9 protein-coding genes and 1 tRNA gene are annotated in these 9,435 nt (G+C 68.6%); 4 read left to right on the top strand and 6 right to left on the bottom strand.

What is annotated here, in order from left to right:
* The coding region (locus NQ160_RS12880; protein ID WP_257515627.1) for an MFS transporter at positions 1 to 1,175 on the top strand (1,175 nt) is incomplete at its 5' end.
* 144 nt (positions 1,176 to 1,319) lie between these two features.
* On the opposite strand, the gene dcd is transcribed toward NQ160_RS12880, so the two are convergent.
* Entirely contained in the window at positions 1,320 to 1,925 is a 606-nt protein-coding gene (gene dcd, locus NQ160_RS12875) for a dCTP deaminase (protein WP_257515626.1), read from the bottom strand.
* Positions 1,926 to 1,996: 71 nt separating this feature from the next.
* Here dcd and NQ160_RS12870 point away from each other — a divergent pair.
* The 3 genes from NQ160_RS12870 (at position 1,997) to NQ160_RS12860 (ending at position 3,616) form a co-directional block, all read left to right on the top strand.
* Positions 1,997 to 2,070 (top strand) — tRNA-Gly (locus NQ160_RS12870).
* A 352-nt stretch (positions 2,071 to 2,422) separates the two neighbouring features.
* Positions 2,423 to 3,079 carry a hypothetical protein gene (locus tag NQ160_RS12865; protein ID WP_257515625.1) on the top strand — a complete coding sequence of 219 codons (657 nt, stop codon included), beginning with the start codon at positions 2,423 to 2,425 and terminating at the stop codon, positions 3,077 to 3,079.
* A 120-nt stretch (positions 3,080 to 3,199) separates the two neighbouring features.
* Positions 3,200 to 3,616, top strand: a complete 417-nt coding sequence (locus tag NQ160_RS12860) for a hypothetical protein (protein WP_257515624.1) — start codon at positions 3,200 to 3,202, stop codon at positions 3,614 to 3,616.
* 54 nt (positions 3,617 to 3,670) lie between these two features.
* Here the strand turns inward: NQ160_RS12860 and NQ160_RS12855 are convergent, their stop codons facing one another.
* The 5 genes from NQ160_RS12855 to NQ160_RS12835 all read right to left on the bottom strand — a co-directional run.
* Positions 3,671 to 4,972: an endo-1,4-beta-xylanase gene (locus NQ160_RS12855; RefSeq protein WP_257515623.1), complete on the bottom strand. Its 1,302-nt coding sequence runs from the start codon at positions 4,970 to 4,972 to the stop codon at positions 3,671 to 3,673.
* 160 nt (positions 4,973 to 5,132) lie between these two features.
* Positions 5,133 to 5,984 (bottom strand): HpcH/HpaI aldolase/citrate lyase family protein, encoded by an 852-nt coding sequence (locus tag NQ160_RS12850; protein ID WP_257515622.1) that lies wholly within the window; start codon positions 5,982 to 5,984, stop codon positions 5,133 to 5,135.
* Between the two features lie 4 nt (positions 5,985 to 5,988).
* Positions 5,989 to 7,401, bottom strand: coding sequence for an NAD-dependent succinate-semialdehyde dehydrogenase (locus NQ160_RS12845; protein WP_257515621.1), 1,413 nt, complete (start codon positions 7,399 to 7,401; stop codon positions 5,989 to 5,991).
* Between the two features lie 51 nt (positions 7,402 to 7,452).
* Positions 7,453 to 8,472 carry a zinc-binding dehydrogenase gene (locus NQ160_RS12840; RefSeq protein WP_257515620.1) on the bottom strand — a complete coding sequence of 340 codons (1,020 nt, stop codon included), beginning with the start codon at positions 8,470 to 8,472 and terminating at the stop codon, positions 7,453 to 7,455.
* A gap of 43 nt (positions 8,473 to 8,515) precedes the next feature.
* Positions 8,516 to 9,435: aldehyde dehydrogenase family protein (locus tag NQ160_RS12835; RefSeq protein ID WP_257515619.1), on the bottom strand; the 920-nt coding region annotated here is incomplete at its 5' end.

Here is a 9,435-nt window from a genome sequence, read left to right as displayed (position 1 = left end):
CCGACGACGACCGGGTGAAAGAGGTCGCCGAGGCGGGCCTGGCCGCGGGGCTCGGCTGGGGCACCACGATCGCGGGGCTGCTGATCCTGGCGCTCGCCCCGGTGCTGGGCCAGCAGGCCGATGCGGCCGGACGCCAGAAGCTGTGGCTCGGAATCGGCACCGGCGGTCTCGTCATGAGCATGGCGCTGCTGTGGTTCGTGGAGCCGGCCCCCGCGCTGTTCTGGCTGGGCGTGGCGCTCATCTCCGCAGGCACCGTGTTCAGCGAGATCGCCGGCGTCAATTACAACGCCATGCTCATCGGCATCGCGACGCCGCGAAACATCGGGCGCATCTCGGGTCTCGGCTGGGGCTTCGGCTACCTGGGCGGCATCGTGGCCCTGATCCTCGTCGTCGTCTTCTACATGTCGGACTGGTTCGGCCTGAGCGAGGACGGTGGACTGCCCTTCCGCATCATCGCGGTGGGCTGCGCCCTGTGGACCCTCGCCTTCTCGATCCCGATCTTCCTGAGCGTGCCCGAGCCGTCGGCCGGCCGACCTGAGCGACGCGTCGGCCTGCTGCGCGGTTACGGCCTGCTCGTGCGCGATGTCATGGGCCTGTACCGCTCGCCGCAGTCGCGGCCGACCTTCTGGTTCCTGCTGTCCAGCGCGGTCTTCCGCGACGGTCTCAGCGGGGTCTTCACGTTCGGCGCCATCATCGCAGGCAGCGTCTTCGGTTTCGAATTCCTCGACCTCGTGATCTTCGGCATCGCGGCAAACGTCGTCGCCGGCGTCTCGACCCTCATCGTCGGGCGCTTCGACGACCTCTTCGGACCCAAGACGGTCATCCTCTGGTCGTTGAGCGCGATGGTGCTCATGGCGACGGCGGTCTTCGCGCTGGTGGATGCCGGAACGATCGTCTTCTGGATCGGGGGCCTGGCACTGTGCGCCTGCGTCGGCCCGGCGCAGTCGGCATCCCGGTCGTTCCTCGCTCGCCTGACCCCCGCCGGACGCGAAGGTGAGATCTTCGGCCTGTATGCCACCACGGGCCGCGCTGCGGGCTGGATGACGTCGCTGCTGTGGGCGACCCTGATCACCCTCACCGGCATGACGGCCTTCGGCATCCTCGGGATCGCCTTCGTGCTGCTGCTCGGCTTCGTCCTGCTGCTGCCGGTGAAGGCGCCGCCTCGCGCAGGGTGAGGCAGCTCAGCCCTGACGGGGACGACTCTGCGCCGGCAGCGCGACGGCCAGCACAGCGGATGAGCGTTGAGCGTCCGCACCCGCGCGATTGCGGGGCCGGCGCCAGATGTGGCAAAAAGCGCGTGGCGGGCGCGCCCGGGGCCGTCAGGCCCCGGGCGACCCGAGGTCGCGTGCGCCGACGTCGGTGCGGTGGAAGTTGAGGGACGATCGCGACGCCGTCGGGCCCCGCTGGCCCTGGTACCGGTTGCCATAGGGTCCCGAACCGTACGGGTTCTCCGCCGCCGAAGACAGCCGGAAGAAGCAGAGCTGGCCGATCTTCATGCCCGGCCACAGCTTGATCGGGAGGGTCGCGACGTTGGACAGCTCCAGGGTCACGTGACCGGTGAATCCTGGGTCGATGAACCCCGCGGTGGAGTGGGTCAGAAGGCCGAGGCGGCCGAGGGAGGACTTCCCCTCGAGGCGGGCGGCGACGTCATCGGGCAGGGTCACCTGCTCGAAGGTGGCGCCGAGGGCGAATTCGCCCGGATGCAGGATGAAAGGCTCGTTCGGGTCGACCTCGATGAGGCGGGTCAGCTCGGGCTGATCCTCGGCCGGGTCGATGAACGGGTACTTGTGGTTGTCGAACAGGCGGAAGTAGCGGTCCAGCCGCACGTCGACGCTGGAAGGCTGCACCATCTCCGGCATCCAGGGGTCGAGGCCGATACGGCCTTCGTCGATCTCGAGTCGGATGTCGCGGTCGCTCAGCAGCACGCGCCCAGCCTATCGGCGCGAGCACGCAGTTGCCTTTGCTAAGCTGACCCCGCGTCGCCTTGGCGATGCACGGGGCTGTAGTTCAATGGCAGAACTTCTGCTTCCCAAGCAGATAGCGCGGGTTCGATTCCCGTCAGCCCCTCCAAATGTCACTTCCAGAGGTAACCCGGACTTTCCAGAGGTAACCCGGACTGGAGATTCCTGTCACTTCCAGACCCAGTCCGGACTTTCCAGAGGTATCCGTCGGAGCCTCGAGGCAACGAGAACCAACGATCCGACTTGCGGCCGCGACGGAGATCGACGGCGGAATCAGCCGGGCAGCCGCATGAACGCTGCCCGCAACGGCCGCGCCACGGCCCCCATCGTGATGTGAGACCCCAGCGTCATCGACTTCGAGTGATGAAGGTCAGCCACACCGCGCACGGAAGAGAGGGAGCGCTCCACGACCGGACCACCGGAAGCAGGGCATGTCCCACCCCCGCCGATACGCTGGCCATGTGAACCGCCGTAGCCTCACCGCGACCGTCGTCCTGGCCGCCCTCACCCTCACCGGGTGCGCAGCTGCGGCCCCCGAGGAGGATCCGGCGACACCGCCGTCTCCCGCCGTCGAACAGCCCCAGGAGCCACCCACCCCGGCTCCGGAACCGGCCCCGAGCGCCCCGGCGTGGCCGGAGTCCGCGGTCGCGCCCGAATGCGAGGACCTCCTCAGCCTCGACTGGGTGACCACCAACCTCGACGACCGCGTCGGGGGACCGGACATCGAAACCAGCACCGAACCGTACTGGATCATCGGACCCGCAGCGCAGGAGGCGTACGATGCTTCCCTGTTCCTGACCGGGTGCAGCTGGGGCATCTACCAAACCGACGGCACGTTCCACGTGCACGTGATGGCCACCGCACCCGAAGTGCAGGCGCCCCTGACCGACGCCCTCGCGGCCTCCGACGCCTACCTCGACCGGGATGACGGTTACGTCAGCAGCGACGGCACGAAGGCGATGGTGTACTCCCGAGACGTCACCTACGGAATCGGGATGGGCTACGCACACGCGTTCCACAGCGGATACTGGGTCATCGCCAGCGGCCCACTCCTCCGCCCTGACAGGGCAGCCGAGGTGGCGAACATGGCCCTCGCCGCGATGGTGGACGGGGCCTGACCCGTCAGTGGCGCCAGGAGAATGCGACCAGTTCCCGAGCGTGTCATGAGCCCAGCAGCCGGCACTGACAGAAGCCGACCCTCGAGGTGGCGCCTGTTCTACCGGCGGTGGGCGGCTTCGGTGGCGATGGTGGGCGTTGTCGCGCTCCCGCCAGCGAGCATCCTCAATCTCACGGCTGCGAACTCCCATGTACCGAGCGTCATGGGCTATTTGGGTCTCTGGTTCGTGGTGTGCGGGATGCTCGGGGGTCCGGCAATCGCCATCCAGCGAGCAAGGCGTACGTCACGAGTCCTGGCGCCGGCCCTCGCGGCGGGGTTCGCGCTTGCCGCCGGCCTGATCCTGTGGGTCGCTCTGGAGTTCGTCGACCCTGCCGGCCACGGTCTCTACAGCCTGGCGGTGGCGGCGCCCTTCATCCTCTTCGGCATCTGTGCGGTGACCGCGATTGCAGCCTTCATTCCGACGCGGCATTGGCCGAGAGCGGGAATGGGGGCGGTCGGTATCGCGGCAGCAGTCGTTCTCATAAGCCTCCTCCGGTAGCCCCCGCGCCGACGCACATCTCCCTGCGTGCCCAAAACTCAGGGCCCCGAAGCCTCAGGCGATGCGACCGGCAGTTGAGCCGCCCGCCACTGGATCCGCGACGACCTCGACCGTGCCGGCATCCTCCGTCAGGGCGACCTCGACGGCATCCTGCCCGACGTCCACGCGGTAAGTTCCGGGATACCCCGTCACCTCGACGACACCGTCGGCGTCGGCGGTGGCCGGCGTCGCGGCCAGCCACCACTCGTCACGGATCAGTCCGCGGAGGGCATCGAACGACGGCTTTCGCGAACCGTCCGCGCGCAGCAGCCCCACCGGGGCGCCGAGCCACGAGCCGTGGTCGGTGATGCCCCAGTACGTGAGCGACTCGACGGCCGGGTGGGCGAAGACCGTGCGGTAGTGACGCACGATCTCGTCGGCTTGCCGTGCCTGACCCTCCGGCGTCGACGGCCACTCGTCGACGACGTAATCGTTGAGGTCCTCGATGTGCGGCGGCATCAGATCGCCGGAAAGAAGCGTCGTCTCGGTCAGCTGCAGCGGCAGCCCGAATCGGGCGAACCGCTCCATCACCTCCCACACCTGCTCCTCGCCCCGGTACCCCTGGTGCATGTGGGTCTGCAGTCCGAGGGCGTCGATCTCGATGCCGGCCTCCAGGCACTCCGAGATGAGCCGCTCGTAGTTCTCCGACAGGTCGAAGTCGTTGAGGACGAGCCGCGCGGCGGGATTGGCCGCGCGGGCCTCCTCGAAGGCCAGCGCGATCATGCCCAGCCGGCCCTTGCGCTGCGCGAGCCGTGTCACGGCGTTGGCCTCGGCGGTGAAGACCGGGAGGATGACCGCCTCGTTGATGGCATCCCACAGGTTGATGACGCCGGCGAATCCGGTCACGATGTCGCGGATGCGTGAGCGGAGAGCCGCCTCGACCTCGTCGTCGTCGAGGGCGAGCAACCACGGCGGGGTGAGGGTGTGCCACACCAGGGGATGCCCTTTGACCGTGACGCCACGCTCGCCGAACCATTCGGCGGTCCGCCGCAGGCGCGCACCGTCGGTGCGGCCGCGCTGGGGCTCATACCCGCGCCAATAGAACGGCAGCGTGACGGTGTTGAAGAGCTCCAGAAAGTCGGCCGCCAGACGCTGGGGGTCAGGCTGCAGGGCGCCGCCGAAGTACTCGATCTCCCGTCCGTCGGGTGACTCGGGTGCGCCGCCGATCCATTCCACGAAGTCGAATCCGATGTTGCCGAACCCGAAGGCGTGGGCGGTCTGCTCGACCGTGGCGGTGGCACCGGCCAGAGGGCGTCCCGACGCGTCGATCAGACGGACGCGGCCGGTGACGCGGCGATCGCGCGGGTCAGGCAGCACCGGCGCATCCCTCCGCACGCGTTCCGGGGGCACCGGGGTACCGGGTCGGCGATATGTTCTCGGCGCTGAGGTCCATCCCCCCATACTGGCTTGCCCGTCGCGACTTCGCCGTCGTGATTCCGGGGAAGCAGCGGAACCGCGCCCGATTCCCCAGCCGGCGTCAGTCGACGCTGAGGTTGAACGCGAGGGCGAGTTCTTCGATCCGCCTGGCCCTGCCGAGCCGGGGCAGATCGCTCCCGTCACGGACGACACCACCCCGCTCGTCGAAGTCGGCGAGGAACCCCCGCGCCCAGGCCACGTCGGACCGGGACGGGCTGAACGATTCGTTCACGACACTCGCCTGCTCGGGGAAGAGGCAGAGCTTGCCCGTCATCCCGTGGGACACCCCGACCGCTGACTGCTCCCGCAGCAGCGAAAGCCCGGGGGTGACGGTGGGTCCGTCGATGGGACCGGGGAGCCCCCCGATGCGGGATGCGACGACAAGCCGCGACCGAGGGTATGCCATCGCGAGATCATCCGCGCTCGCCCCGGTGTCGCGCCGATAGTCGCCGCTGCCGAACGCCAGACGCATGACACCCTCCGCACGCGCGATGGCGACCGCCTCTTCGATCCCCAGCGCGGACTCGATGAGCGCGACGACGGGAACGGTGCTCCCGAGCGCCACGAAGGTCTCCGTGGCGGCAGCCGCCGATTCGACCTTCGCGAGGACGACGCCGCGGAGCCCCGGGGAGCCACGCAACTCCGCGACGTCGTCATCCCAGTGCGGGCTCTCGCGACAGTTGATGCGCACCCAGGCGCTGTTGGCCGATAGCCAGGCCACGACGTCGCGCCGAGCGGCATCCTTGAAGGAGGGGTCAACGGCATCCTCGATGTCGAGGATCACTTCGTCCGCATCGCCCTCGGCCGCGGGGGTGAACCGCTCGACGTCACGCGCCGAGACGAGAAGCCACGAGCGGGCGAGATCGCTGGTCAGGGACGGGGTCGGGCACGTCGCGACGGAGGGAGCGGTCATGGATTCACTCGCCGATCTTCTCTGCGGCAACCGGAGCGGCATTGGTCGCGGGCCCGATCCACACCGTCTTGATGTTGACGAATTCGCGCAGACCGTAGTCGCCGAGCTCACGGCCGTACCCCGACGCCTTGATGCCGCCGAAGGGCAGACGGGCGTCCGAGACGACCATGCCGTTCACGAACACGGCGCCCGCGTCGATGCGACGCGTCAGGGTGCGCGCGAGGTCCAGGTCCTGCGTCCACAGCGAGGCACCGAGCCCGAACTCCGTGTCGTTCGCCAGCTCGACGGCGTGCTCGACGTCGCGCGCGCGGATGATGGCGGCGACGGGACCGAACGTCTCCTCCTCGAACGCGGTGTCCCCCGGCTCGACGTGGTCGATGATCGTCGGCGGATAGAAGTAGCCCGGGCCTTCCAGGGGCGCACCGCCGAGCTTGAGAACCGCGCGTCCGTCCGCGAGAGTGCGGAGCACCTGGTCATGGAGCTCATCACGGAGGTCGCCGCGCGCCAGGGGGCCGATGTGGGTGTCGCCCTCACTCGGATCGCCGACCTTCAGTTCGGATGCGTGCTTGACGAAGGCGGCGACGAACTCGTCGGCCACCGACTCCTCCACGATGAACCGCTTCGCGTTGACGCAGCTCTGCCCCACGTTCGTGAAACGCGCCTTGACGGCCACACTGGCGGCCTGCGCGATGTCTGCCCCGGCGAGCACGATGAAGGGGTCGGATCCACCCAGCTCGAGCACCTGCTTCTTCAGGGCCTTGCCCGCCTGGGATGCGACGATCCTGCCCACCTGCGTGGACCCGGTGAGCGTCACCGCGGCGATGCGGCCGTCCTCGATGAGTCCGGCGACGCGGTGCGACTCGATCAGCACCGTGGTGCAGAGCCCCTCGGGCGCGCCGGCCTTGCGCACAATCTCCTCGACGGCGAGCGCTGACTCGGGCACGTTGTTGGCGTGTTTGAGGAACGGCGCATTACCGGCCGCCAGGGCAGGTGCGGCGAAGCGGAAGAACTGCCAGAACGGGTAGTTCCACGGCATGATCGCGAGCACGACGCCGAGCGGGTCGAACACCACTCCGCTTTCGCTCGCGTTCGACGCGATGGGCTCGTCGGCGAGGAACGTCGGAGCCTGCTCGGCGTAGTAGTCCAGCGTGACGGCGCACTTCTCGATCTCGGCGCGGGCTTCGGTGATGGGCTTGCCCATCTCACGCGTGATGATCTGCGCGTACTCTTCCGCGCCCTCTCGCAGCACCTCGGCGATGCGGGTGAGAAGTGCGGTGCGCTCCTCGACCGGAGTGCGACGCCAGGCGCGCTGCGCGCTGACCGCCGCAGTGAGCTTCTGCTCGACCTGTTCGGCCGTGTGGAGCTCGAAGGTGGCGATGGCCTCTTCCGTTGCCGGGTTGACCGACGTGATGACCATGAATGTGCCTTTCTCGGGGCGGGCGTCAGAGCAGGGGGAACGCGAGGGGGTTCACGCGTCGAACACGATCATCGGCTTGCCGATGGCCCCGCCCGCGAACTCGCGGTAGGCCCGCCCACCCTCGCTCAGGGGATAGCGCGTGCTGATGAGCGCGTCGAGGTCCACGCGGTTGTCGACCATGAAGCGAGCGATGTCGATCTGCTCCGCCTTCGTGAAGGTCCACGAGCCGTAGATCGTGAGCACCTTGCGGATCACCTCACCGCGGATGTCGATGCGGCTCGGCGCACCATTGCCGATGTAGCTGCACTTCCCGAAGTACGAGAGCACCTCGAGCGCCTGCTGGCGCGCGACCTCCGCTCCCGATGTCTCGAGGGATGCCGTTGCGCCCCTACCGCCGGTGACGTCCGCGACCGCGACGACGACGTCGGTCTCCAGCGGGTTGATCGTCACGTCGGCACCGAGTTGGCGGGCGAAGTCGAGCCGCTCGTCAGAGATGTCGACCGCGATCACGCGCGCGCCCATCGCCTTCGCGCTGACGACGCCGCTGACGCCGACCGGCCCCTGGCCGAAGACCGCGACGGTGTCCCTCCCCGAGATGTCCATCTTCTTCAGGCCGTTCCACGCCGTGCCGGTGCCGCAGGCGATCGCCGCGCCCGCCTCGAAGGAGAGCTCCTCGGGAAGGTGCACGAGCGTCCTCGCGGGCACCGAGATGAACTCGGCGTGTCCGCCGTGGGCGCCGGTGCCGTACGTCACCCGGTCGTTCGGGCATGCCTGCTCGAATCCCATCGCGCAGACCTCGCAGAACCCGCACCCCGCGTAGTGGTGCACCATGACCCGGTCACCCACGCGCAGCCCCGGGGGGACCCCCGGTCCGAGTTCGACGACCTCGCCGGCCGGTTCATGGCCGGGGATGATGCCCTTGCTGCCCTCCGCATCGCGGAAACGGGGCAGGTCGCTGCCGCAGATGCCCGACGCACGCACCCGCACGACCGCCTCGCTGGGACCTGCCTGCGGGTCCGGGAAGTCCCGTACCTCCACCGACTCCTCGCCGGTGAACACCAGAGCCTTCATCGTGCACTCCTCACGTCGATGCCGTTCCCGCCTCGCCCGCCGCTCATGCGCCTACGGCGAACGTCGTCGTGACCGACTTCTCGCGGGTGTAGCTGATGATCTCCTCGAGACACGACTCCTTGCCCAGGCCGCTGAGCTTGAAACCGCCGACGGGGATGCCGCGGTCCTTGCGCCCCGACTCGTTGATCCAGACGAAGCCGGCATCCACCTTCGACACGATGCGGTTCGCCCGCCCCAGGTCGTTGGTCCAGATGCGCGCGGTGAGACCGAACTCGGTGGCGTTGATCTGCTCGATCATCTCGTCCTCGTCGCTCCAGCGGCAGACCGCCATCACCGGGCCGAAGACCTCGTTGTGGAACAGGCGCATGTCGGGCGTGACGCCATCGAAGACGGTCGGCGCGATGAAATAGCCCTCGTCCCGACCCTCCGGACGGCCGCCGCCGAAGATCAGGCGCGCGCCGTCCTCCCTGGCCTGCTCGATGTGCGTGAGCACCCGGTCGAAGTGAGCCTCGAAGGCGACGGGGCCCATCTCGGTCCCCTCCTCCCGCGGGTCGCCGATCTCGATGCCGCGGACGATCTGCTCCAGCTCCGCGACGAACTCCTCGGCGATGCTCTCGTGCACGAACACACGCGAGTTCGACTGGCACGACTGCCCCATGGTCTTGCGCATGTTCATGCCGTTGATCGCTTCGCGGGCGGCGAGCTTCGGGTCCATGTCCTCGCAGATGATCATGGGGTTCTTGCCGCCGAGCTCCAGCGTCACGTGCTTGATGTGCTCGGCGCCCGCGCGCATGACCGCCTGGCCGGCGGGGACGCTGCCGATGAAACCGATGCGCGGGATCTTCGGGTGCGACGAGATGGCGTGGCCGACCTCGATGCCGGTTCCGGTGAGCACGTTGAGCACGCCGGCGGGGAACAGATCGCCCACGAGCTCCGCCAGGGCGAGCGGCCCGAGCGGTGCCT

Source organism: Microbacterium sp. zg.Y909 (assembly GCF_024626565.1).
This window is presented reverse-complemented; position numbering and strand designations above follow the sequence as displayed.

Excerpts from the sequence above, each read along its gene's own strand:
- NQ160_RS12850 (WP_257515622.1), bottom strand. The coding sequence starts at position 5,984 with ATGACCGCTCCCTCCGTCGCGACGTGCCCGACCCCGTCCCTGACCAGC.
- NQ160_RS12845 (WP_257515621.1), bottom strand. The coding sequence starts at position 7,401 with ATGGTCATCACGTCGGTCAACCCGGCAACGGAAGAGGCCATCGCCACC.
- NQ160_RS12840 (WP_257515620.1), bottom strand. The coding sequence starts at position 8,472 with ATGAAGGCTCTGGTGTTCACCGGCGAGGAGTCGGTGGAGGTACGGGAC.